Annotated in this window: 23 protein-coding genes; 14 read left to right on the top strand and 9 right to left on the bottom strand. The window is 62.9% G+C overall.

Features of this window, described 5'->3' with window-relative positions:
• Nucleotides 1–5: 5 nt before the first annotated feature.
• Complete coding sequence (locus IB263_RS06055) at nt 6–2,141, bottom strand: molybdopterin-dependent oxidoreductase (protein ID WP_192437928.1); 2,136 nt, start codon at nt 2,139–2,141, stop codon at nt 6–8.
• Nucleotides 2,142–2,210: 69 nt separating this feature from the next.
• Here IB263_RS06055 and IB263_RS06050 point away from each other — a divergent pair, with 69 nt between their 5' ends.
• From IB263_RS06050 to IB263_RS06035, 4 genes are all read left to right on the top strand, one after another.
• On the top strand, nt 2,211–3,080 hold the full coding sequence (locus tag IB263_RS06050; RefSeq protein ID WP_192437926.1) for a 23S rRNA (adenine(2030)-N(6))-methyltransferase RlmJ: 870 nt from the start codon (nt 2,211–2,213) through the stop codon (nt 3,078–3,080).
• 51 nt (nt 3,081–3,131) lie between these two features.
• A complete protein-coding gene (locus IB263_RS06045) occupies nt 3,132–3,572 on the top strand; it encodes a hypothetical protein (protein WP_192437924.1) in 441 nt (146 codons plus the stop codon).
• A 2-nt stretch (nt 3,573–3,574) separates the two neighbouring features.
• Nucleotides 3,575–4,291 (top strand): ribonuclease T(2), encoded by a 717-nt coding sequence (locus IB263_RS06040; RefSeq protein ID WP_192437922.1) that lies wholly within the window; start codon nt 3,575–3,577, stop codon nt 4,289–4,291.
• 61 nt (nt 4,292–4,352) lie between these two features.
• Complete coding sequence (locus IB263_RS06035; protein ID WP_034803852.1) at nt 4,353–4,943, top strand: glutathione S-transferase; 591 nt, start codon at nt 4,353–4,355, stop codon at nt 4,941–4,943.
• A gap of 60 nt (nt 4,944–5,003) precedes the next feature.
• Here IB263_RS06035 and IB263_RS06030 read toward each other — a convergent pair whose 3' ends face one another.
• Entirely contained in the window at nt 5,004–5,642 is a 639-nt protein-coding gene (locus IB263_RS06030; RefSeq protein ID WP_060522140.1) for an outer membrane protein, read from the bottom strand.
• Between the two features lie 368 nt (nt 5,643–6,010).
• On the opposite strand from IB263_RS06030, the gene IB263_RS06025 reads away from it, so the two are divergent.
• From IB263_RS06025 to IB263_RS06005, 5 genes are all read left to right on the top strand, one after another.
• Nucleotides 6,011–6,775: an SDR family oxidoreductase gene (locus tag IB263_RS06025; protein ID WP_060522139.1), complete on the top strand. Its 765-nt coding sequence runs from the start codon at nt 6,011–6,013 to the stop codon at nt 6,773–6,775.
• On the top strand, nt 6,772–8,796 hold the full coding sequence (gene uvrC / locus IB263_RS06020; protein WP_192437920.1) for an excinuclease ABC subunit UvrC: 2,025 nt from the start codon (nt 6,772–6,774) through the stop codon (nt 8,794–8,796). Before IB263_RS06025 ends, uvrC begins: the two co-directional genes overlap by 4 nt.
• 129 nt (nt 8,797–8,925) lie before the next feature.
• Nucleotides 8,926–9,513: a CDP-diacylglycerol--glycerol-3-phosphate 3-phosphatidyltransferase gene (gene pgsA / locus IB263_RS06015; protein ID WP_034803862.1), complete on the top strand. Its 588-nt coding sequence runs from the start codon at nt 8,926–8,928 to the stop codon at nt 9,511–9,513.
• Entirely contained in the window at nt 9,510–9,770 is a 261-nt protein-coding gene (gene moaD, locus IB263_RS06010) for a molybdopterin converting factor subunit 1 (RefSeq protein ID WP_034803865.1), read from the top strand. Before pgsA ends, moaD begins: the two co-directional genes overlap by 4 nt.
• 4 nt (nt 9,771–9,774) lie before the next feature.
• On the top strand, nt 9,775–10,239 hold the full coding sequence (locus IB263_RS06005) for a molybdenum cofactor biosynthesis protein MoaE (protein WP_034804281.1): 465 nt from the start codon (nt 9,775–9,777) through the stop codon (nt 10,237–10,239).
• Between the two features lie 16 nt (nt 10,240–10,255).
• Here IB263_RS06005 and IB263_RS06000 read toward each other — a convergent pair whose 3' ends face one another.
• Entirely contained in the window at nt 10,256–11,152 is an 897-nt protein-coding gene (locus IB263_RS06000) for a branched-chain amino acid ABC transporter permease (RefSeq protein WP_192437918.1), read from the bottom strand.
• A 67-nt stretch (nt 11,153–11,219) separates the two neighbouring features.
• On the opposite strand from IB263_RS06000, the gene IB263_RS05995 reads away from it, so the two are divergent.
• Both IB263_RS05995 and IB263_RS05990 read left to right on the top strand, forming a co-directional pair.
• Nucleotides 11,220–11,780: a CGNR zinc finger domain-containing protein gene (locus IB263_RS05995; RefSeq protein WP_192437916.1), complete on the top strand. Its 561-nt coding sequence runs from the start codon at nt 11,220–11,222 to the stop codon at nt 11,778–11,780.
• Nucleotides 11,777–12,286: a hypothetical protein gene (locus tag IB263_RS05990; RefSeq protein ID WP_034803874.1), complete on the top strand. Its 510-nt coding sequence runs from the start codon at nt 11,777–11,779 to the stop codon at nt 12,284–12,286. Before IB263_RS05995 ends, IB263_RS05990 begins: the two co-directional genes overlap by 4 nt.
• Before the next feature lie 91 nt (nt 12,287–12,377).
• Here the strand turns inward: IB263_RS05990 and ndk are convergent, their stop codons facing one another.
• Both ndk and IB263_RS05980 read right to left on the bottom strand, forming a co-directional pair.
• On the bottom strand, nt 12,378–12,800 hold the full coding sequence (gene ndk / locus IB263_RS05985; RefSeq protein WP_034803877.1) for a nucleoside-diphosphate kinase: 423 nt from the start codon (nt 12,798–12,800) through the stop codon (nt 12,378–12,380).
• Nucleotides 12,801–12,902: 102 nt separating this feature from the next.
• On the bottom strand, nt 12,903–13,592 hold the full coding sequence (locus tag IB263_RS05980) for a glutathione S-transferase family protein (RefSeq protein WP_192437913.1): 690 nt from the start codon (nt 13,590–13,592) through the stop codon (nt 12,903–12,905).
• Nucleotides 13,593–13,740: 148 nt separating this feature from the next.
• Here IB263_RS05980 and IB263_RS05975 point away from each other — a divergent pair, with 148 nt between their 5' ends.
• Nucleotides 13,741–14,250, top strand: a complete 510-nt coding sequence (locus IB263_RS05975) for a DinB family protein (protein ID WP_192437911.1) — start codon at nt 13,741–13,743, stop codon at nt 14,248–14,250.
• On the opposite strand, the gene IB263_RS05970 is transcribed toward IB263_RS05975, so the two are convergent.
• Complete coding sequence (locus IB263_RS05970; RefSeq protein ID WP_192437909.1) at nt 14,236–16,836, bottom strand: AMP-binding protein; 2,601 nt, start codon at nt 16,834–16,836, stop codon at nt 14,236–14,238. The genes IB263_RS05975 and IB263_RS05970 overlap by 15 nt on opposite strands.
• Nucleotides 16,837–17,113: 277 nt before the next feature.
• On the opposite strand from IB263_RS05970, the gene IB263_RS05965 reads away from it, so the two are divergent.
• Nucleotides 17,114–18,187, top strand: a complete 1,074-nt coding sequence (locus IB263_RS05965) for a GGDEF domain-containing protein (RefSeq protein WP_113505672.1) — start codon at nt 17,114–17,116, stop codon at nt 18,185–18,187.
• 10 nt (nt 18,188–18,197) lie between these two features.
• Here IB263_RS05965 and IB263_RS05960 read toward each other — a convergent pair whose 3' ends face one another.
• The 3 genes from IB263_RS05960 to IB263_RS05950 all read right to left on the bottom strand — a co-directional run bounded on the left by IB263_RS05960 (nt 18,198) and on the right by IB263_RS05950 (nt 19,448).
• Complete coding sequence (locus IB263_RS05960; RefSeq protein WP_060522130.1) at nt 18,198–18,650, bottom strand: MarR family winged helix-turn-helix transcriptional regulator; 453 nt, start codon at nt 18,648–18,650, stop codon at nt 18,198–18,200.
• A 90-nt stretch (nt 18,651–18,740) separates the two neighbouring features.
• Complete coding sequence (locus IB263_RS05955; protein WP_060522129.1) at nt 18,741–19,016, bottom strand: hypothetical protein; 276 nt, start codon at nt 19,014–19,016, stop codon at nt 18,741–18,743.
• A 144-nt stretch (nt 19,017–19,160) separates the two neighbouring features.
• Complete coding sequence (locus tag IB263_RS05950; RefSeq protein WP_034803904.1) at nt 19,161–19,448, bottom strand: hypothetical protein; 288 nt, start codon at nt 19,446–19,448, stop codon at nt 19,161–19,163.
• Between the two features lie 312 nt (nt 19,449–19,760).
• Between IB263_RS05950 and IB263_RS05945 the strand changes: the two genes are divergently transcribed.
• On the top strand, nt 19,761–21,650 hold the full coding sequence (locus IB263_RS05945; RefSeq protein WP_192437907.1) for an ABC-F family ATP-binding cassette domain-containing protein: 1,890 nt from the start codon (nt 19,761–19,763) through the stop codon (nt 21,648–21,650).
• Nucleotides 21,651–21,670 lie beyond the last annotated feature (20 nt).

Here is a 21,670-nt window from a genome sequence, read left to right as displayed (position 1 = left end):
CTGACTTAGCGCGCCAACCTTACCCAGACCCTGTTGTCGTGAAAGGCGGCACCACCATAGGGCGCCACCGCATCGGCGCCGGTGAGCACGTTGATGCCCTCCCCGTCGAGATGCGCGCCATTCGGCCACAGGCCCTCGGCGATGACCACGCCGCGACGGGCGCCGCCACCGATCTTCGCATGCAGACGCACCTCGCCGCGGACGTTGCCGAGTTGGACGACATCGCCATCGGCAATGCCGAGTTCTGCAGCATCTTCCGCATGAACCATCACTTCCGGGCGCACTTCCTTCTGGATCGAGGACGGTGTCTCGGCAAAGGTCGAATTCAGGAAGGATCGAGCCGGAGAGGTCGCCAGCCGGAACGGGTGCTCGGCGTCGGCAAGCTCGATGAGGTCGACATGATCAGGAAACTCCGGCAGCGCCTGGTGCGGCCCCTGAATGCCCATCGACTTCGGCGGCCGGTTCGGCGCCGGCGTCCCCGTCCAATCCGCCTTGAAGCGGAACTTGCCGTCCGGGTGGCCAAAGCCGTTGAGATAGTGCGCCTCCTCGAAGGCGGGCTGACAGTCGAGCCACTTCTCCCGTTTCATCTCTTCGTAGCCGATGCCGTAGTTGGCGAACAGCCGATCAATGTGCTCACGCTCGGTCAGGCCGAAGCCGGCATGATCGGCAACGCCAAGGCGCTTGGCCAGTTCCTCGATGACGAACAGATTGGTGCGCACGGTCGAGGGTGGTTCTACCACCTTAGGACCGATCAGGATGTGCTGATGGCCGCCGCCGCGATAGAGATCGTCATGCTCCAGGAACATGGTGGCCGGAAGCACGATATCGGCAACAGCAGCCGTATCGGTCATGAACTGCTCGTGCACGGCAACAAAGAGGTCGTCGCGCAGGAAGCCGCGCTTCACCAGCCGCTGCTCCGGCGCGACGTTCACGGGATTGGTGTTCTGGATCAGCATCGCCGTCACCGGCCCGCGGTGGCGCAGCGCCTCGGCGTCGCCGGTCAGCACCCGGCCGATCTGCGACTGGTCGAGCATGCGCACATCCGGATCGTGAAAGGCCGAGCCGATCAACTCGCGCTTGTCGAGCTTGAAGATATCGTTGTTGGAATGGAAGGCACCGCCGCCTTCGTGTTTCCAGGAACCGAGCACGGTCGCCACGGATGCCGCCGCGTGGATGGCGACGGCACCGTTGCGCTGGCGCGTGAAACCGTAGCCGAGCCGGAAATAGGTCCGCGGCGTCGTGCCGACCAATTTTGCAAAGGCCTCGATTTCCTCGACCGAAAGGCCGGTGATCGCCGACGCCCATTCCGGCCCGCGCGACTTCAGATGCGCTTCAAGGCCGGCCGGATCGTCGGCGAATTTCGCCATGTAGGACCGGTCGGCGTAGCCGTCGCGAAACGCGATGTGCATCACGGCGCAGGCAAGTGCTGCGTCGGTGCCCGGCTTCAGCACCAGGCCCATGTCCGCTTGCTTGACCGTCGGATTGTCGTAGATGTCGATGACGACGATCTTCGCGCCGCGATCCTTGCGGGCTTTCACCGCATGGGTCATCACGTTGACCTGGGTCGCAACCGCATTCGTGCCCCAGATCACCACGCAATCGGCCCTGGCCATTTCGCGCGGGTCGGGGCCGCGCAAGGCGCCGGTCGCCATGCTCAAACCGGTCCAGGCCATGTTGGTGCAGATCGAGCCGAAGAAGCCGGAATAGCGCTTGGCGTGACGCAGCCGGTCGATCGAGTCGCGCTGCACCTGGCCCATGGTGCCCGCGTAGAAGTATGGCCACACGGTCTCGGCGCCATATTTCTGCTCGGCGCGAATGAACTGATCGGCGATCTCGTCGAGCGCGGCCTCCCAGCTCACTTCCTGCCAACCCCCCTCGCCCTTGGCGCCCTTGCGGCGCTTCGGCACCATCAGACGGTCGGGATGATAGATGCGCTCGGGATACCGCGCCACCTTGGCGCAGATCACGCCGGCGGTGTAGGTATTGGCGGCTGCACCGCGCACACGGCCGATCCGCCCTTCGGCGGTCAGGTCGACTTCCAGGGCACAGGCCGAGGGACAGTCGTGCGGACAGACCGAGTGGCCGATGGTTTTTTCTGCTTTGATGGGGGTCGCAACGTTCATGGCTTTTCTATATGGCATCGGCATTTCGGCTCAAAGAGCCAATCGCCCACCCATCGCAACTATTGATCACAGCCATCGGCGGCGCTCATGAACTATCGGCACATCTATCACGCAGGCAATTTTGCCGACGTCCTGAAGCACGCAGTGCTGGCACGGCTCGTCACCTATCTCCAGCAGAAGGAGAAAGCGTTCCGTGTTCTCGATACCCATGCGGGCACCGGGCTCTACGACCTCTCCAGCGAGGAAGCGCAGAAGACCGGCGAATGGCGCGACGGCGTCGGCCGTCTGCTCGAGGGCGAACTGCCACCGGAGATCGCGGTGATCCTCGCCCCCTACCTGTCCTCCATCCGCGCGCTGAACCCCGGCTCCGAGCTGACGCTCTACCCCGGCTCGCCGAAGCTCGCCCGCATGCTCTTCCGACCCCAGGACCGGCTTTCGGCGATGGAGCTGCATCCGGACGACTACGAAACGCTGCACCGGCTGTTCGACGCCGATTTCCAGAGCCGCGTCACCGAGCTCGACGGCTGGCTGGCGCTGGGCGCGCACCTGCCGCCGAAGGAAAAGCGCGGATTGATTCTCGTCGACCCACCCTTCGAAAAGGAGGGCGAATACGAACGGCTGGTGGATGGCCTTGCGCGCGGCTACCGCCGCTTTACCGGCGGCGTCTATTGCCTGTGGTATCCCCTGAAGCAGGGGGCGCCGATCAAAGCGTTTCATGAGGCGCTGAAGGCGCTGGACATCCCGAAGATGCTCTGCGCCGAACTGTCCGTCAGAAGCGACCGGGAAACCACAGGGCTTTCCGGTTCCGGCCTCATCATCGTAAACCCGCCCTTCACGCTGAAGAGCGAGCTCGACCTGCTGCTGCCGTTCCTGAAAACCCGGTTGGGGCAGGATCGTTTCGCGTCCAGTCGCTGCTTCTGGCTGCGCGGGGAAGAACAGACAACCCGAGGGGCTTGACGGACGGGCGCGACGCACCGCAATCTCATGCGACGACATAGGGAGACGCCCATGACTCGCACGCTCGCCGCCACGCTTCTCATTTCGCTTTCCCTCGCCGGCGCTACGGCGCCGGGCGCCATTGCCGCCGACTATATCGGCAGCAGCCAGGCGCAATCCTACAACGCCGGGGTCTGCAGCGAATCCTCGGTTCTCGGCTTCATCACATCCCGTTTCGAGTATCGGGATGCAAACTACCTGCACACCAATCTCTCGATCGCCGAGATCCGCGACATGGGGCAGAATCGGCAGGAGTTCCGCGACGAGACGCATCTCGTCGAGCGTGAATATTGCTACGGAACCGCTGTGATGACCAACGGCGAACAGCGTGCGCTCTATTACCTCATCGAACGCCCGTGGGGCTTTGCCGGCGTCGGCAGAAGCATCGAGTTCTGCGTCGGCGGCCTCGATCCCTGGTATGTCTACGGCGCCTTTTGCGCCTCGCTCCGTTAATCATGAGATCATTCCGGAAAACGCGCCGGCTTCTGCCGGCGCTTTTCGTTGCAGCAGCCCTCGTTGGCTGCAGCGATCAGAACACTGAAAAGGCACCGACGGCGACGGGAACGCAAGCCACGAAGGCGGCCGTTACGGTGCCGGTCGGCAACGGCTTCGATTTCTATGTGCTCTCGCTTTCCTGGTCGCCGACCTGGTGCGGCGACAATGACCCCAAGGGAAAATCCAGCCAGTGCGAAGTCGGCGGCAATCGCGGCCTGATCGTGCATGGCCTGTGGCCGCAGAACGAACGGGGCTATCCGGACTTCTGCCCGACACGACAGTCCGATCGCGTGCCGTCGTCGCTCGGCAAGCAATATCTCGACCTCATTCCATCGATGGGCCTGATCGGCCACCAATGGCGCAAGCACGGGACCTGCTCCGGCCTCAGTCAGGAGGAATACTTCGCCGTCACGCGCGCGGCCTGGGACCGGCTGACGCTGCCATCGGAGCTCGCACCTCCCCCGCAAGAAAAGGGCCTGCGCGTCGCCGCCATCGAAGATGCGCTCGTTGCCAAGAATCCCGGCATGACGAAGGACACGGTCGCCGTGACCTGCGAGGGCGGTCGGCTCGAGGAAATCCGGATCTGCTTCGACAAGTCGCTCAATTTCCGCGCCTGCCCGGCGGTCGATCGCCAGGCCTGCCGAAAGGAAAGCGTGTCGCTGCCCCCGGCGCTTTGACCAGCCGCAGAAGGCGCCTGTCAGAAACCCATCTCGCAATCCCTGGAAGGAAAGACGCCCGATGAAGATCTTGTACTCGCCCGCCTCGCCCTATTCGAACAAGGTGCGCATGGCGGCGCATTATGCGGGCTATGCGGCCGAAAGTGTCTTGACCGACACCAATGCCAACCCGCCGGAGCTGATCGACAACAATCCGCTCGGCAAGATCCCGACGCTGATTCTCGACGACGGACGGGCGCTCTACGACAGCCGCACCATCATGCATTTCATCGACCGGGAGACCAAGGGCAAGCTCTATCCCAGGAACGCCGAAAAGCGCACCGACGTCGAGTTGCTGGAAGCGCTATGCGACGGCGTCTGTGACAGCCTGCTGTCGATCGTCTACGAGAAACGCTCCCATCCGCCGGAAAAGGTGCACCAGCCCTGGATCGACCGGCAATGGGAAAAGGTCGAGCGCAGCCTCGACCATCTGAATGCCAACCTGCCGAAGACCGGGGCCAAGCTCAATGCAGGCCATTTCGCACTCGCGGCGATGCTGCGCTACATCGAGCTGCGGTTTGCCGGCGAATGGCAGAAGGGGCGCGCCAAGCTGAAGAACTGGCCGGCGAAGTTCGAAAAGCACTTCCCGGATTACCCCAAGTTCAAGGCCTAACGTGCAGACACAAAAAAGGCCGGGTCTCCCCGGCCTTTTCTATGATCCGGCAGAAGCCGATCAGAACTTCACGCCCATACCGACTTTAACAGCGTGCTCGTCGTAGCCGGACGAGACCTTGGTGCTGCCCATACGGAAGTCCTTCGAACCGTAGTCCGTGTAACGGTACTCGACGCGTGCGGTGATGTTGTCCGTGACGAAGGTTTCAGCACCGACGCCTGCGGTCCAGCCGACCATGGTGTTCTTGTCGGAAGCGCCGCCGACGGTGCCCTTGGTCTGGCCGACGGCAAGACCTGCGGTACCGTAGACGAGGACCGGGTTCAGATCGACACCGACGCGGCCGCGGAGCGAGCCGTTGACGCCCTGCTTCATGCGCAGGTTGCCCTTGGTCGAATCCTGGCCGGAGTAACCGATATCGGCTTCGCCGCCGTATACCATCTGGCCATCCTGAACGTTGTAGCCACCATAGAGGCCGCCGCCGAAGCCGGCTGCGGTGTTGCTGCCGGTCGCATCGTGCTGGCCATGCTTCCAATCGGCGGTACCGCCGACATAGGCGCCCGACCAGTTCTTGACTGCCGGCTCGCTGTATTCGGCCTGCGGAGCTGCCGGAACTTCGTCGATCGCGTCTGCAGCCTGGGCGGCCTGGAAGGCGATGAGGGACACAGCCGAAGCCATGAGGGTGGTGGTGAGCGTACGCATAAACATTCTCCTTTTCGTCCCGATGCGCCGAGGGCTTGGGGTCCCACAGTGAAACATCAGGCAACTCTTAATTTAACCCGCCCGGTTGAGCTGAAATTGGCCAGCAAATGCGGATTCACAAGAGCCAAAATGTGAAATTTTGGTGGCACAAACGCGCCCGAAGTTTGATGTTGCTTTGGCGCCACAGGAGATTTGTTAACCATAAATCAAGATTAACGAAAGCTATACTATGAATACGCAAAATAATACAATTTACGCCAATTCCATTAATTTTTGGGCAAGGAATCGTCAGGGAGTGTTTCAGCCCCGCGTTTCTTCCCTATATCTTCGTCCGCTGACGCGAAGATTCGAAAAAGCGGGATGAAACGTTGAAGAAAGCACTGAAGGCGGCTCTCGTAACCGGGGGCGCCAAGAGGATCGGTAAAGCTATAGTGGAGGACCTGGCCGCCCACGGCTTTGCGGTCGCCATTCATGCCGATGCCTCGTTTGACGAAGCGCGGGCCCTGGCCGAAACCCTGAAGAAGACCGGAACGAATGCCGTCGCGATTCGAGCCGACCTTACGGATACGGGCGCGACATCGACACTGATCGAGCGCGCGACAGCAGCACTCGGGCCGATCGATCTGCTCGTCAACAATGCGTCGCTGTTCAAGAAGGATAGCCTCGATGCCTTCGACGAAGGGGTCTGGGACCAGCATTTCGCGCTGCATGTGAAAGCCCCTTCCCTGTTGGCGCGCGATTTCGCCGCGCAACTACCGGCCAACGCCAGCGGGCTTATCATCAATGTCATCGACCAGCGCGTCTGGGCTCCCAATCCGCGCTTTTATTCCTATATGTTGTCCAAGTCGGCGCTTTGGACGGCCACCCGGACGATGGCGCAGGCACTCGCCCCGCGCATCCGCGTCAACGGCATCGGCCCCGGACCGACGCTGCCGAACGAACGGCAGGACCCGAAGGATTTTGAGGCGCAGGTCGATGCGCTGATCTTGAAGCGCGGGCCGACGCTCGACGAATTCGGACGGACGATCCGCTTCCTGTTCGACACGCCGTCGATTACCGGACAGATGATCGCACTGGATGGGGGCCAACACCTCGCCTGGGAAACGCCCGACATCAGGGAGATAGTGGAATGAATGGACGCGTGCCGGCCGACGGCGGCATCCTTTATGATGGCAGCGAAGCGGAAGACGACGACGACCTGATCGAAGTGTCTGACGTAAGCGGCGTTGCGCCCGTCGTCGAGTGGCACGAGAACCATTCGGAGACCGAAGGGCTGAAGGGCGCGGAGCTGATCCAGGCTTTCGTCAAGCTGCTGCCGAACGGCCCCGGCGTCTATCGCATGTTCAACGAGGCCGGCGACGTTCTCTATGTCGGCAAGGCGCGCAGCCTGAAGAAGCGCGTCAGCAATTATGCCCAGGGGCGCGGTCATTCCAACCGCATCGCCCGCATGGTGCGCGAGACCGCGAACATGGAGTTCGTGACGACGCGCACCGAGATCGAGGCGCTGCTGCTCGAAGCGAACCTGATCAAGCGCCTGAGGCCCCGCTTCAACGTGCTTTTGCGCGACGACAAGTCGTTTCCCTATATTCTGGTGACCGGCGACAGCCGTGCGCCGGCACTCTACAAGCATCGCGGCGCACGCAGCCGCAAGGGCGACTTTTTCGGTCCCTTCGCGTCCGCCGGCGCGGTCGGCCGCACGATCAATTCGTTGCAGCGCGCCTTTTTGCTTCGGACCTGCACCGACAGCGTCTTCGAAACGCGCACGCGCCCCTGCCTGCTCTACCAGATCAAGCGCTGTTCGGCGCCCTGCACCGGCGAAATCAGCGATCAAGGCTATGCGGAACTCGTTCAGGAGGCCAAGGACTTCCTCTCGGGCAAGAGCCAAGCGGTGAAGGCGACGATCGCTGCCGCCATGGGCGAGGCAGCCGAGAACCTCGACTTCGAAAGGGCAGCGCTTTACCGCGACCGCCTCGCCGCACTCAGCCACGTCCAGAGCCACCAGGGCATCAACCCCTCTGGCGTCGAGGAAGCCGACGTCTTTGCGATCCACCACGAGGGTGGCATCTCCTGCATCCAGGTGTTCTTCTTCCGCACCGGGCAGAACTGGGGCAACCGCGCCTATTTCCCGAAGGCCGACCCGTCGCTGCCGACGGCCGAGGTGCTCTCGCAATTCCTCGCACAGTTCTACGACGACAAGCCCTGTCCGCGGCAGATCCTGCTTTGCGAAGCGGTGGAAGAGCAGGAACTGCTCGGCCAGGCGCTCAGCGAAAAATCCGGATACAAGGTCGCGATCCAGGTGCCGCAGCGCGGCGAAAAGAAGGATCTCGTCGATCACGCGCTCGCCAATGCGCGCGAGGCGCACGGCCGCAAGTTGGCAGAAACGGCCTCGCAGTCACGCCTGCTCGAAGGCTTCTCGGAAACCTTCAAGCTGGAGCGCACGCCGCGCCGCATCGAGATCTACGACAACTCGCACATCATGGGCACCAATGCCGTCGGCGGCATGGTGGTGGCGGGGCCGGAAGGCTTCGTCAAAGGCCAGTACCGCAAGTTCAACATCAAATCGACCGACATCACCCCGGGCGACGACTTCGGTATGATGCGCGAAGTGATGACTCGGCGGTTCTCGCGGCTGCTGAAGGAAGAGGGCAAACCGGACCGGAGCGTGGAGGTCGGTGACGATGCCGCTTTCCCCGCCTGGCCCGACGTCATTCTCATCGACGGCGGTCAGGGACAGATGACCGCGGTGCGCGCCATCCTCAAGGAGCTCGATGTCGAGGACTGCGTGACGGCGATCGGCGTCGCCAAGGGCGTCGATCGCGACGCCGGCCGCGAACGCTTCTTCGCGTTCGGTCGCGACAGCTTCACGCTGCCGCCGCGCGATCCGGTGCTCTATTTCATCCAGCGGCTGCGCGACGAGGCGCACCGTTTCGCGATCGGCTCGCATCGGGCTCGCCGCAAAAAGGAGATGGTCAAGAACCCGCTCGACGAGATCGCCGGCATCGGGCCGACGCGCAAGCGCGCGCTGCTCACGCATTTCGGCACCGCCAAAGCCGTCTCGCGCGCCGGCATCAACGACCTGATGGCCGTCGCCGGGATTTCCGAAACGGTGGCGCGGCTGGTCTACGAACATTTCCACGACGATGCCGGGAAATGAAAACCTGATGTCACAATTCACCCGGCGTTCACATGCGATAGGGCAAATATGACAGTTGACGACGATGACCTGTTGACCTCCGGCCAGCAAAGTCATTTCTGTACCTGACGAACCAGAGAACACGAATCCATGCCCACGCCCGTCGCCTACAGCATCCCGAACCTGCTCACCTATTTCCGCATCCTGATCGTGCCGCTGATCGTCCTTTGCTTCTTCGTCGAAGGACGGCTGCACAGTTCGGACTTCGCGCGCTGGACGGCAGTGGCGCTTTTTGCCGTTGCCTCAATCACCGATTTCTTCGACGGCTATCTCGCACGCATCTGGAAGCAGACATCGAACATCGGCAAGATGCTCGATCCGATCGCCGACAAGCTGCTGGTCGCCTCCATCCTGCTGCTGGTCGCCGCCGACGGCACGATCGCCGGCTGGTCGATCTGGGCTGCGATCATCATTCTGTGCCGTGAAATCCTGGTCTCCGGCCTGCGCGAATATCTGGCGGCGCTGAAGGTCAGCGTTCCCGTTACCCGCATCGCCAAGTGGAAGACGACGATCCAGATGGTCGCCATCGCCTTCCTGCTTGCCGGCCCGGCCGGCGACAAGATTTTGCCCTATACGACGGAAGCCGGTATCGTGCTCCTGTGGATTGCCGCCGCGATCACGCTCTATTCGGGCTACGATTACTTCCGCGCCGGCCTCAAGCACGTGGTCAACGAATGAGCACCGTCAACCTGGTCTATTTCTCATGGGTGCGCGAGCGTATCGGCAAGGGCGAGGAAACCCTCGACCTTCCCGCCGGTGTCGTCACCATTGCCGATCTGCTTCAGCACCTGAAGACGCTCGGCGAGGAATACGAGGCGGCGCTCGAACATGAAAACGTCATCCGCGCGGCCATCAACCAGGAACATGTCGACCACAAGGAGCCGATCGCCGGCGCCCGGGAGATCGCCCTGTTTCCGCCGATGACGGGTGGCTGAGGCCATGCGCGCGCCGGTGACCGTGCGCGTCCAGCGCGAGGATTTCGACCTCAATAGCGAGGTCGCCAAGCTTTCGGCCGGGCGTGCCGACATCGGCGCCATCACCACCTTTTCCGGGCTTTGCCGCGACGAGGCAGGCACGCTTGCCGCCCTCGAACTGGAACACTACCCCGGCATGGCCGAGGCGGAGATCGAACGCATCTGCCAGGAGGCGGTCGAGCGCTTCTCGCTCCAGGCGGCCACTGCCATCCACCGCTACGGCAAGATCCTTCCCGGCGAGAACATCGTGCTTGTCGTTGCCGCCTCGCGGCACCGGCAGGCCGCCTTCGACGGCGCCAACTTCATCATGGATTTCCTGAAGACATCGGCTCCCTTCTGGAAGAAGGAACATTTGGGCGACGGCACGACCGGCGGCTGGGTCAGCGCCAAGGATGCCGACGACACCGCACGGGACCGCTGGTCGAAGTAGCCGCCGTTCCTTGAGGTCAGGGAATGAGCTTCTCCTTGCGCGTCACCGCCAGCACGATCACCAGAAATCCGAAGATCGCAAAGTCGCGCCAGAGGATCGGCCCATAGGCGCTCCATAGTGTTTCGAGCAGGCCGACCGCGGCAGCGCCGAGGGCTGCATAGAGCGGCGAGGCCTGGCCGCCGATGGCGGCGATGAACAGTACCTTGACGCCGAAAGTAAGCCCTGTGCCGAAATCCATGTTGCCGTAGTAGGACGCGGCGAGGATGCCGCAAAAGGCGGCAATCAGGGACGCCGCGCCATAGGCGGCGATGTAGACAGTGGCCGCGTCGACCCCGCAAAGCGCTGCAGCCCCCCGGTCTTCGGAGACGGCCCGCCAGAACCGCCCTGCCCGCGAATGGGTCAGGAACCAGTGCCCGGCCGCCACCAACGCCGCCATCAGCGCGGTATTGCCGAGTTGGATGACGGTCAACGTGACCGGGAAACGCGGATCATCCCAGAAGACGATGTTGGCATTGAGGAACGGCGGCAGCCACAGGCTGCGGGTCTCCGAGGCAAGCCGTGCCGTCTCCATCAGCACCAGCAGGCAGCCGAGCGAGGCGACGACGACGGTGTTGGCCGACGAGAAGGCCAACGGCCGCATGACATACCGCCCGGCGACGAGCCCGGCACCAACACTGAAAGTCAGGGCAGCCGCCGTACCGAGACCAAGGGCGGCCGGAAGCACCAGCCACAGCCGGTCCCAGCCGAAAGCAGCAAACAGCACAAAGATCTGGCCCGAGAAGGCAAAGAGCGCACCATAGGTGAGATCGGCCCGGCGGGTCACGGCAAAGGCGATCGCGTAGCCAAAGGCCAGCGCCGCGTAGAGCGCTGCGACGGGAACGGCATTGGCGAGCTGCTGCAGAAAATAGAGCATGGCGCATCCGGAGCGTGACAAGATCAATATAACTGGTAAAATCGATTTTGCCAGTTAGGATTTTTGCATGACCTTCACCTGGACAGCCCATCGATTTGCCGGCGGCGCCCTGGCACTGGATGTCGCCAATTCCATCGTCCTGCGTTTCGATCCCGAACGCCGGATCGACCGCTTCGCCGATGTCGTCGCACTCCATTCCTTTGCAGAAGCCGCCAACCGCTACAGCGCGGAGAGTGTACGCTTCGGCGCGCTTGCGCCTGTCGCCGCGGAGAACCGTGACCGGCTCTTGCAGTTGCGCGAAGCGAGCGACCGGCATTTTCGCGCAGAGATCTCGGACACGGGCCGGCCGGAACTTTTGGCGGATCTGCTGGAAGCCATCGCCGGCGTCTTGCGCGGCTCGACGCACCAGGGCGGCCTGCTTTCGCTCGACACTGCAACGGCGCAATCGGCGCTCACGCTTGCCGCCAACCCCGAGCCCGATCGGCTGAAGATCTGCCCGAATTGCGGCTGGCTGTTTCTCGACCGCAGCCGCAACCGCAGCCGCACTTGGTGCGACATGGCCGTCTGCGGCAACCGCACCAAAGCCAAGCGCCACTATCACCGCAACAGGGAAGAAGCAGGCCCATGACAAGGACATTCGGGATCTTGGCCACACTTGCCATCGCACTTGCCGCTGCGGCATGTCAGCGCGAGAGCGGCCCGGATCCGCTGAAGCTGACGGGCAAGATGTTCGTCTTCAACTACCGCCTCGCCTATGCGACCTACATGGTCACGCTGACCAAGGCCGAGGCGGTGCCCGACGGCAGCATCGTGGTGGCGCGCTTCGAAAATCCGGCCGGCGGCGACGCGCTGACACTGGAGCGCAAGCTCTTTCCGAAGTTGGAGAAGGTGGTGCTGGAAAGCCCCGATGTCACCTGCGTGAAGAAGGATCGCCCCTATACGGTGTCGATCGAGGTCAAAGGCCCCGAAGGCCAGTCACTGCAGAAGCTTGAGACCACCGTCGTCTCCGATGTCGATCAGGACATCATGCCGGCCAAACCGCTGGTCGAGGGCCCGGCCTACGACAAGAACCCGGCGGTCTTCAGCGGCGGCAAGGCACCAGCCCATTTCGAGACCGCGAAGTGCCCCGTCTGAGAGACCGGGCAACAAAAAACCGGAGCGTTTCCGCTCCGGCTCAAATCCTGAGTCAATTCAAGCCGCTATGGCTCGAACCGAAGATTTTGAATCAGCCAACGATCTCGGTGCCCGAGAACCAGTAGGCGATTTCTTCAGCAGCGGTTTCCGGAGCATCCGAACCGTGAACCGAGTTTTCGCCGATCGAGAGAGCGTGAACCTTGCGGATCGTGCCTTCGTCAGCGTTTGCCGGGTTGGTGGCGCCCATGACTTCGCGGTTCTTGGCGATTGCGTTTTCGCCTTCGAGAACCTGAACGATGGTCGGGCCGGAGGACATGAACTCGACCAGTTCGCCGAAGAACGGACGCTCCTTGTGAACGGCGTAGAAGCCTTCGGCTTCGCGACGGCTCATCCAGACGCGCTTGGAAGCGACGACGCGCAGGCCGGCATCTTCGAGCATCTTGGTGATGGCGCCGGTCAGATTGCGCTTGGTCGCGTCCGGCTTGATCATCGAGAAGGTACGTTCAATAGCCATTGGCTCAAATCCCTTGTTTCTTGAGAAGTGGCGGTTCATTAGCCGCCAATTCCGCGCAAAACAAGGGGGTTCACCGATGATTCGGCTTAGGCCAGGCGGGTTTCACGCAGCCGTCACACTGCGCCCGAGCCCGCCATGCAGATCGAGGCAGCGCTCAAACCAAGCGGTGACGGGATCACCCGGCTGAAGCAGGCGCTGCGGCGAGACGATGCGCGCCCATTGAAACGCGCCGAAGACGATGTAGTCGGCGAAAAGCGGCGTTGCACCACCCAGAAAATCCTGAATCTTCAGCAGATGGCGCAAAGGCTCGAGCTTTTCCGAGAAGGTTGCGAGAGAGGATCCGCCACTTTCGGCCACGGCCTCGAGCGACGTGCCGAAGCGCTTTTCCCGGCTCTCGCGGAAATAGGCCTGATCGACGGGGTCCAGCCGGTCGTGAATGTCCCGGATAATGATGCGGGTGACGGCCGGGTGCAGCGTCGTCTGCGACCAACCCTCGACGAAGCGGGAGATCGCCATCGCCCCCTCGCCGGCAAAGAGCGCCGGACGGTCCGGATAGGTCCGTTCGAGATAAAGGGCGATCTCGAAGCTGTCCTTCACGAGCTTTTCTCCATCCCGCAGCAACGGCACCAGGTTCGTCGCCCCGTCCTCGATCGCTCGGATTTCGGTGAAACCGATCGGCACGGTGTCAAAGTCGAGCCCCATGTGGGCCAGCGACATCGCGGTCTTCCACACATGCGGCGAGAAGGGACGCGCCCTGTCGGATCCACACAGCGAATAGAGCTTTCTAGTCATGCAAACTCTCCGGGACGATTGGCGTCCTCTTGAACGACATATCCGCCGCGTCATCAAATCAGTAAATTTCATGAATGATATCAGACACAGGAATGCGGTTCCGGGTTAGCGTCGCCATCCGCAACCGCAGCCATCAGGAAGGTAGCCGATGCTCGATCATTTTCGCATGTTCGCCGATTATAACCGCTGGGCGAACCGCCTCGTCTATGCTGCTGCTGCGGAGCTGACCGATGCCGAATTGCGGGAAAACCGCGGCGCCTTTTTCGGCTCACTGCTTTCAACCCTCAATCATATCCTCGTTGCCGACCGCATCTGGATGAAGCGCTTCACAGGCGAGGGCAATACCCCTGCTTCACTCGACACGATCCTGCACGAGGACCTCGCCGGGCTTACCGCCGCGCGGGCGGCCGAGGACGAACGCATCATCGCCTGGATCGACAACCTCAGCGACGAGCGCCTTGGCGCTTTGCTTAGCTACAGAACGCTCACCAATCCGGCGGCCGTCACGCAGAGGCTGGCGCCGACGCTCGGCCACTTCTTCAACCACCAGACCCACCATCGCGGTCAGGCGCACGCGACGCTCACCGGGCTCGGGCGCCCGTCCCTGATACTGGACCTGGCCCAGTTTCTGAGGACCCAAGGATCACAGTGGGCGTAACGGCGAGCGCAACGCCTCGAAGCCGAACAGCCGCAGTGGCCGGATCTCACGCCCGCGCCATGCGGTAAGCTTCTTCAAGAGTTGACGCTGGCCGAGCCATGCGACGAGGCCGAGCGCCACGCCGCCGACGATCGACAGCAGCGAAAAAGCCGCCGGCGGCAAGGCCGGCTGCATCGGCACCATCAGCAGTTCCGGCACGAAGCGGTGCAGGATGTAGATGTGGAAACCCGCCGCCGACAGGGGCAGGATGAGCTGAGCCGACCAGCGCGGCAGACTGACGCGTGGAAGGTAAAGCAGCGCTGCCAGGACGGCGATCTGCAGCAGATATTTGATCTTCGTGCCAATCCAGACTCCTTCGTAGAGGCCGAAGAACAGGAAGGCCGCCGTGCCGGCCAGCATCAACAGCAGCCGCTGCCTGGCCGTTTCCGCAACGGCGGCGCACCAGCCAATGACGGCGAGATAGAAGATCCATGGCAGCGTGAAGATCTGGCGATTGCCGATCGGCCAGACGAGTGGCAGCGCCAGACGGGTAACAAGCGCGGCCAGAAGCAAGGCCATCCCGGCGGCGAAGGGTTTTGCCGACACGAAACGGCGAAACTGCGGGACGGCAAAGAGCCCGACGAAGACCACCATCATCTGGCAATAGGCCTCGATGAACCAGTAGAGATAGGGCACCATGCCGTGCGTTTCCGGCAGGGCCACGCCGAAGTTGCCGACGAGAAAGACCGAGGCCCAGGGCACCTCACCCCAGGCGACCGCATAGGCCGCAACGATCAGATAATAGGGGATCAGCACCTGCGCGAGCGGCCGCAGGATCGCCCAGCCGTCGCCTGCAAGCAGCGGTCCCATCTGAAAGCGCGCAAGGCTGAAGCCGGCGAGAACGACCATGGCCGCCGACCCGCCGGGGATCGGCCACAGGACCTCGTGGTGCAGGACGACCAAAAGAATAGCAAGCGCACGGATCAAGAGGTCGGTGCCGATGCGCCGCGTGGCAGTCTCGCGCCGTTCCTGGAGCGATAGCTCGGCGATCGGCAAGGTCTCCCAGGCATCCGGAACTTGCCCCAGCGCTTTTTCCAGCCCGATCGACAGCTGAACGAAGCGCAACGAATCGCCGCCGAGCGAGACAAAGCTGTCGGACCGCTTCACCCGCTTTGGATAGAAGACCTGGGCAAAGAGCCCTTCGATACCGCCGTTATCATCATCGCCACTGGCCGCCGCCTGGCGGGCTGCCATGTTCAGTGCGTTGTAATCGATCTTGCCGCTGGCAAGCCGCGGCATCTCGGCAAGGGGCGTCGCCTTCAGGTGGGCCAATGTCAGCCCGCTTGCCTGCGCCAAGAGCCGCCTGATCTCTTCGGCATCGCGGCTGCCGGCGTAAAAGGCGTGAAGGCCGGCATCGTCGCCGACAACGGCAGCGGTGATGCCGCGCGCCTCGAGCCCCGCTTCCAGCACATCGTGCGCGATCCTGAGCCCGGCGATCTTGGAGATCCGCTTCATGCGGCCGACGATCTGGAACAGGCCGTCGGCATGGCGCATGGCGAGGTCGCCGGTCCGCAATTCGGCAAGGTCGGCGCCGCGGCAGAGGTCATCCCGTGAAATGGCATAGCCCATCATGACGTTCGGGCCGCGATAGACGAGTTCGCCAGCCACGCCGTCGCTTTCGATCGGCACGCCGCTCTCGCTCACGATCAGAAGGCGTCCACCTGGAATGGCGACGCCGATCCTGTCCTCGTTGCCGGAAAGCTGAGCCGGCGGCACATAGGCGATGCGGGCGGTGGCCTCGGTCTGGCCGTACATGGCGAAGAAAGCCACACCCTGGGTGCCGAGATGGTCGTTGTAGGCTCGGATGACATCAGCGCTCAAGCGGCCACCGGCGACAGTCATGAAACGCAGCTTGGCGAAGCGACGGTCGCGGAAGCCCACTTTTTCCAGCAGCTCGTAGGAGTAGGGCACGCCCGAGAGGTTCGTGCTTCCGCTTTCCGCGAGACCATCGAGAAAACCGGCATCGAGGATGGAGCCGCCGGGAATATAGAGGCTGGCGCCGACGGCCAGGTGAGAATTCAGCACCGACAGGCCGTAGGAATAATGGAGCGGCAGGATCAGGCAGCCGCGATCTTCCGCCGTCAGGCCGAGATAGTCCGCGATCGCCACAGCGTTGGCCGAAATGTTTTCCCGCGAGAGGCGCACAGCCTTGCCGCAACCGGTGCTGCCCGAAGTCGAGAGCATGACGGCCAGTTCATCATGGGGCGTCCGATCGCCCTGTCGCAGATGCTCCGTGCGCCAGCGGCCATCGATGCGACGGAAGCCGAAGTCTGGCTCGAAGGCATCGACCCATGAGCCGGCAGCGCCGTTCTTCGGGGCTTGCATGGCGACGGCGTGCCGGGCGGCGAGCGCTGCCAGATAGGCGACGATCGCATGCTCGCAAAGCTCGGCCTCGATCGTTACCAGCCCGCGCGGACCGCGAAAGGCAAGTGCCTGGCGGGTGACCCGCTCATGGAGTTCGCGATAGGTGACGATCCGTTGCCCGGAAAAGACCAGCGCCGGCCGGTCGCCCCATTTCGCCAGATCCGCAATGAACGAGAGGGACATGCTTGACCGTCGCTGTTTGCCCGGGCTCGATGCCCGATTTAGCAGCGCCGAATATAATTGGTGACTAAAGGCGTCAAGTATAAAGATGGCGACAGTTGACGACCGTCCATTCCCCGCGACATGCGGTTGCAGTGGACGGAGGGCCGATGGAATTTAGCAACCATACCGGGCGGGAATCGCCCAGAGCCCGAAATCTTCAGACTCCCTTAAATGCAGCCTTCTCATAGTGGCGGCTTATCAAGCTAGAGATCGAGAAGCGACCGGGGGCCACGACAGAATGAACAGGCAAGTTCCAGCGGATGCCAGCCGATCGCAGGCGAGGCAGGCGGCGATCATTCTGAAGGTGGCGCATGCGATGTCGGCGCACGGGATCGCGGCCCTGCCCCGCAATTACGAGCTTGTCTACGAGGCGCTATCCGGTCGCCTGCCGGAGCTTTCCCGCGAACTCGCCGCACTCGGGCACAACCCGCAGCAGGATGCGCTGGATGCCTTGGGTCTCAGGCATCACCTCATCTCCCATGCAGCACTTGCCGCGGACCGCGCGAGAGCCGCCGGCCAGGAAGCGCTTGCCGAGATTGCCGGAAAGCTCAGGCTCGCCTTGCTGCAGAAACAGAGCTTCAAGGATGAACTGGACCATTTCGCCGGCCGCCTGGCCACGGACCCCGTTGCAGGCATGTCCGAATTCGCCGACGACGCCGCGCGACTGCGGGAAGCGGCTGGCCGTTTGACGAATGAAGAAGGCGCTCTCCAGCAGGCGCTGGAAACCAGCATGACACGTCTCGCCGAACTCGAAGGCGAGCTTGCCGAAAGCCGGCGATCCCTGACCCGCGACCCGGCCACGGGCCTGCCGAACCGCCTGGCGCTGACGGCAAAACTCGACTCGATCCTCGAAGCGGAACGGGCAGACCAGCCGGTTGCCCTGCTTCTTGCCTCGGTGGAAGGGCTGCGCGAAATGGCGGAGCACCACGGCGGCACGGTCGCCGCGAAGGCGCTTTCCAAGCTCTCGACGCTGTTTCGCAAGTCGATCAAGAAGGACGATTTCGTCGCCCGCGTGGGCCAGCAGGAGTTTGCCTTCGTGTGCCGGGATGTCAGCACCGAAAATGCCGAGGCCATTGCCCGGCGTCTGCGGCAGTCGGTGAAGGAACTGACGGTCACCCTCCCCGGACGGGCGCACACAGCCGAGACGCTTTCGCTTGCGGCCGGCATCACCCTTGCGCAACCGGCATCGACGAGCGCCGATCTGCTGACCCAGGCGGAGCAGGCCCTCGCCGGCGCACGCGATGGCACCGGCATCCTGTGCTATTCGGCGGCCCTCGGCCGCGGCAGGGGCTACGGCCAGAGCGCCGCTTGACGCTTGCAAATCAGGCGGCGTCCGGGTGACGGCTTTCGTCGATTTCCGACGCCCTTTCACGCAGACAGCCGAGCAGCCGGAAGAATTCGGTGCGTTCACAATCGTCGAGCGCTGAGAACAGCTCATCGATCGTGCGATGGCGCGGCTGCAGTGCCGCCTCCAGCGCCAGCCGACCGCGGTCGGTGATCGAGATGATCTTCGCGCGGCGGTCTTCCGGATCCGGTTCGCGCAGGACCATGCCGTCCCGCTCCAGGCCATCGATCGCTTCGGTGACGGTTCTGGCCGCAAAGCCGAGCGCCGAGGCGATATCCGCGCAGCGACAGGGGCCGAGCGTGTTCAGATAAAACAGGAATTTGCTGCGCGCGAGCGAAACGCCTTCCTCCGACATCGATGCGTTCACCAGGCGATGAACGCAGTGGTAGAGCTCGAAGAGCCGCTCGGCGACTTCGACTTTTTCTGTCATGGCAATGTACCTCATTTGGCAACGCCAAAACGAAACAACCCGGCCCCGCGTGGGCGGGACCGGGTTGTTCGGTCAACCGTCTGGCGTGACTTACTGCTTGTTTTGGTCGGCCTCGCCGAAAGCCCTGGCGCCGCCATTGGCGATCGCGCCGGTTGCCGTCTTGTCGACGGATCTGTCTTCGATGCCCGCATAGTAGTCGCCGCGGCTTGCGGTCGCGGACACGCCGGTGCCGGCGGAGGCTTCGGCGCGGCCGGTAAAGAGCGGCGTGGAGCTAACACCCTCGTAGTAGCTTCCGCCTGCGACAGCGGCGGACGCGCCGCCGAGCATGGCCGCCGCAACGAGGATTGCGGCAAAGGACTTCTTCATCAATCTGTTCCTTGGTGGAGGTAGAAGGTCGGGGACTAGGCCCGCATAGGCGCTTGGGGTCGCCTCATAGGATCATCACGGTGATCCATCAAATCCCTTGAAATGGGGTGCGGGCCAAAACCCGCGCCCCCTCATTCATCGCCGTTAGCGCGAAATGCCCTGGTAGTATTCGCCTTCGCCGCCGATCACGCTCTTCGGCGCGACACTAAAGTTTGCGACCGAGCCGGTGTTGGTGCGATCGACATAGCCGGCTTCGGAGCTGCCGATGGTGAAGGACGACTTGCCGGTGACGGCCGGCGTGCGCTCGGTATAGAGCGGCGTCGGGCTGACGCCTTCATAGTAGCTGCCGCCGGCAAAGGCAGCGGAAGCGCCACCGAGGATAGCGGTTGCAACGAGAGCGGCGGAAAGAGCGGTCTGGATTGCGGTTTTCATGGTCTTTGCTCCTGGGAGGCTCGTTCGGCTGAACGAGGTTTCATCAAAAATGTCCTTGGCCGGATCAGTCGTCCCTCGGAACGCGGGGCCTCTGCCACTGGCGTTCGGTCGATCGAGGCGGTCAGAAGAGCGTTCCCCGCCCTTCCGTTATTGAGATGGTCCCTCACGATCAGGATGTGTAGTATCGATTGTCGGAACGCCTTGTTCAAAAATCGATAACAATGACCTCTTGAATTCCCGACCCGCCACAGCGGTGGCAACAGCACGCCGACGCCTCTTGCCTTCCCGGCCAAGTCCGGGCAAAAGGCCGCAATGATCCAGATTTCCGGCCTTTCCGCCCGCATCGCGGGACGTCTCCTCATCGAAAACGCATCCGTGACGCTTCCGGCGGGCACGAAGGCGGGGCTCGTGGGCCGAAACGGCGCTGGCAAGTCCACGCTGTTTCGCATCATAACCGGCGAATTCGCGTCGGAAGCCGGCACGATCGCGCTACCCAAAAACGCGCGCATCGGCCAGGTCGCGCAGGAAGCGCCCGGCACAGAAGAACCGCTGATCGAGATCGTGCTCAAGGCGGACAAGGAGCGCGCGGCGCTGGTCGCCGAAGCCGAGACCGCGACCGATCCGCACCGGATTGCCGAGATCCAGACGCGGCTTGCCGACATCGGCGCCCATTCGGCCGAAGCGCGTGCTGCAAGCATTCTCGCCGGCCTCGGCTTCGACCATGAAGCACAGCTGCGTCCCGCCTCGTCGTTTTCCGGTGGCTGGCGGATGCGGGTGGCGCTTGCGGGCGTACTCTTTTCCGAGCCGGATTTGCTGCTGCTCGACGAGCCGACCAACTATCTCGACCTTGAAGGCACGCTGTGGCTCGAGGATTACATCCGCCGTTATCCGCACACGGTCATCATCATCAGCCACGACCGGGACCTCTTGAACACCGCGGTCAATGCCATCGTGCATCTCGACCAGAAGAAGCTCACCTTCTATCGTGGGCCCTACGACCAGTTCGAGCGGCAGAAGGCGGAAGCCGACGAGCTGCAGATGAAGGCGAAAGCCAAGAACGACGCAGCGCGAAAGCACCTCCAGAGCTTCATCGACCGCTTCAAGGCCAAGGCCACCAAGGCGCGCCAGGCGCAAAGCCGCGTCAAGGCACTGGAGCGGATGGGCACGATTGCGGCCGTGATCGAAGATCATGTCCAGGGCTTCTCCTTCCCGGATCCGGAGAAGGAAGCGGCTTCGCCGATCATCGCCGTCACCGGAGGTACCGTCGGCTACGAGCCCGGCAAGCCCATCCTCAAGCGCTTGAACCTCCGGATCGACACGGACGACCGGATCGCGCTGCTCGGCTCGAACGGCAACGGCAAGTCCACTTTCGCCAAGTTCATCTCGGGTCGCCTCGCGCCAGAGGCGGGCGAACTGAAGATCGCTCCCAATCTCAAGGTCGGCTTCTTTGCCCAGCATCAACTCGACGACCTGATCCCGACGCAAAGTGCTGTCGAGCACGTGCGCCGGCGCATGCCGGAAGCGCCTGAAGCCAAGGTGCGCTCACGCGTGGCGCAGATGGGGCTTGCGACGGAAAAGATGGAAACGCCCGCCAAGGATCTTTCCGGCGGCGAAAAGGCGCGGTTGCTGATGGGCCTTGCCGCCTTCGACGCGCCGAACCTTCTGATCCTCGACGAGCCGACCAACCACCTCGACATCGACAGCCGCAACGCGCTGATCACCGCGCTCAACGACTATTCCGGCGCCGTGATCCTGATTTCACACGACCGGCACCTGATCGAAGCGACGGCCGACCGGCTGTGGCTGGTGCGCGACGGTACCGTGACGAGCTATGACGGCGACCTCGAAGATTACCGCAGCCTGATCGTCGGTGGCCCCAAGGCGAAGGACGAGAAACCGAGGCCGACCGGCGTCGACGACAGCCTTTCGAAGGCGGACCAGCGCAAGGTCAATGCCGACAAGCGCGCCTCGCTGGCGCCGCTCCGCAAGAAGATCAACGAAATCGAATCCTTGACCGGAAAGCTGGAGAAACTGATTCAGGCACTTGATGTGGAACTTGCCGATCCGGCGCTCTACGAAAAGTCGCCGGCCAAGGCTGCACAAAAGGCCAAGGAACGCTCCGACGCGGCAGCGAAACTCACGCAAGCCGAAGAGCAATGGCTCGAACTTTCCGCCGAATATGAAGACGCGATGGCCGGCTGACAGAAGCCGGCCCCGCCGTC

The organism is Ensifer sp. ENS03 (genome assembly GCF_014852035.1).
Taxonomy (GTDB): domain Bacteria; phylum Pseudomonadota; class Alphaproteobacteria; order Rhizobiales; family Rhizobiaceae; genus Ensifer; species Ensifer adhaerens.
Note: the sequence above shows the minus strand (reverse complement) of the source record. Positions and strands in the feature narration are given on the sequence as shown.

Bases quoted from the DNA above. Each gene is read 5' to 3' on its own strand.
- IB263_RS06030 (WP_060522140.1), bottom strand. From the start codon at position 5,642: ATGCGTACGCTCACCACCACCCTCATGGCTTCGGCTGTGTCCCTCATC.
- IB263_RS06035 (WP_034803852.1), top strand. From the start codon at position 4,353: ATGAAGATCTTGTACTCGCCCGCCTCGCCCTATTCGAACAAGGTGCGC.
- uvrC (WP_192437920.1), top strand. From the start codon at position 6,772: ATGAATGGACGCGTGCCGGCCGACGGCGGCATCCTTTATGATGGCAGC.
- IB263_RS05945 (WP_192437907.1), top strand. From the start codon at position 19,761: ATGATCCAGATTTCCGGCCTTTCCGCCCGCATCGCGGGACGTCTCCTC.
- IB263_RS05990 (WP_034803874.1), top strand. From the start codon at position 11,777: ATGACAAGGACATTCGGGATCTTGGCCACACTTGCCATCGCACTTGCC.
- IB263_RS06045 (WP_192437924.1), top strand. From the start codon at position 3,132: ATGACTCGCACGCTCGCCGCCACGCTTCTCATTTCGCTTTCCCTCGCC.
- moaD (WP_034803865.1), top strand. From the start codon at position 9,510: ATGAGCACCGTCAACCTGGTCTATTTCTCATGGGTGCGCGAGCGTATC.
- IB263_RS06040 (WP_192437922.1), top strand. From the start codon at position 3,575: ATGAGATCATTCCGGAAAACGCGCCGGCTTCTGCCGGCGCTTTTCGTT.
- IB263_RS06050 (WP_192437926.1), top strand. From the start codon at position 2,211: ATGAACTATCGGCACATCTATCACGCAGGCAATTTTGCCGACGTCCTG.
- IB263_RS05975 (WP_192437911.1), top strand. From the start codon at position 13,741: ATGCTCGATCATTTTCGCATGTTCGCCGATTATAACCGCTGGGCGAAC.
- IB263_RS06000 (WP_192437918.1), bottom strand. From the start codon at position 11,152: ATGCTCTATTTTCTGCAGCAGCTCGCCAATGCCGTTCCCGTCGCAGCG.
- IB263_RS06005 (WP_034804281.1), top strand. From the start codon at position 9,775: ATGCGCGCGCCGGTGACCGTGCGCGTCCAGCGCGAGGATTTCGACCTC.
- IB263_RS05995 (WP_192437916.1), top strand. From the start codon at position 11,220: ATGACCTTCACCTGGACAGCCCATCGATTTGCCGGCGGCGCCCTGGCA.
- IB263_RS05960 (WP_060522130.1), bottom strand. From the start codon at position 18,650: ATGACAGAAAAAGTCGAAGTCGCCGAGCGGCTCTTCGAGCTCTACCAC.
- IB263_RS05950 (WP_034803904.1), bottom strand. From the start codon at position 19,448: ATGAAAACCGCAATCCAGACCGCTCTTTCCGCCGCTCTCGTTGCAACC.
- ndk (WP_034803877.1), bottom strand. From the start codon at position 12,800: ATGGCTATTGAACGTACCTTCTCGATGATCAAGCCGGACGCGACCAAG.
- IB263_RS05970 (WP_192437909.1), bottom strand. From the start codon at position 16,836: ATGTCCCTCTCGTTCATTGCGGATCTGGCGAAATGGGGCGACCGGCCG.
- IB263_RS05980 (WP_192437913.1), bottom strand. From the start codon at position 13,592: ATGACTAGAAAGCTCTATTCGCTGTGTGGATCCGACAGGGCGCGTCCC.
- IB263_RS05955 (WP_060522129.1), bottom strand. From the start codon at position 19,016: ATGAAGAAGTCCTTTGCCGCAATCCTCGTTGCGGCGGCCATGCTCGGC.
- IB263_RS05965 (WP_113505672.1), top strand. From the start codon at position 17,114: ATGAACAGGCAAGTTCCAGCGGATGCCAGCCGATCGCAGGCGAGGCAG.
- IB263_RS06055 (WP_192437928.1), bottom strand. From the start codon at position 2,141: ATGCCATATAGAAAAGCCATGAACGTTGCGACCCCCATCAAAGCAGAA.
- pgsA (WP_034803862.1), top strand. From the start codon at position 8,926: ATGCCCACGCCCGTCGCCTACAGCATCCCGAACCTGCTCACCTATTTC.